Consider the following 530-nt stretch of genomic DNA (forward strand, 5'->3'; position numbering starts at 1 on the left):
AATAGCCGACTCGAAGAGCTGTTGCCTCATCGGTGGACTCCGCCGCAGACTTGAGCAACTGACCGCCGTCAAGATGGGACGGCCAGACGCTCACAGCGCATCAACGCCTCGAGCAAATCTTCTGCTTCTGCGCCGACCTCGCTGCCGAACTCCGGCGAGAAGAGCCTGCAATCAATGCCTGACACCAGCTCGTGCAGCAGTCGGCAGAATTGGAGGCTCTCCGCGCGAGCATCGATGCGAGCGCTGATTTCTGCGCCAGCGTCTTCTCCGGGAACGATGGCGATCCTGTTGCCAGTCTCGGCACCAAACACGGCGATGTCTTCGCACATGAGCCAGGGCTCACCGAGCCACGACGAGAGCAACTCGCGAGCGGAATTTGCTGCTGGTTTGGGCACCAATGGACGAACCCATCCGTCAACGCCCAGCGTTGGAGCTGAGCCGAGCCGCGGAACGAGGAAGAGGTCAAACTGCCAGAGGGCCATCGTGCTGCGATTATCGGGCGACCGACTGCACGCGGCCATGTGCAGTCG

At 61.7% G+C, this 530-nt stretch carries 1 protein-coding gene; it reads right to left on the reverse strand.

Annotation, left to right across the window (positions count from 1 at the left end):
- Positions 1-68: 68 nt before the first annotated feature.
- A partial coding sequence (locus AC1D01_RS38210) for a hypothetical protein (RefSeq protein WP_477875230.1) occupies positions 69-530 on the reverse strand: 462 nt, incomplete at its 5' end.

It is taken from the genome of Rhizobacter sp. P3_B12 (assembly GCF_056402895.1).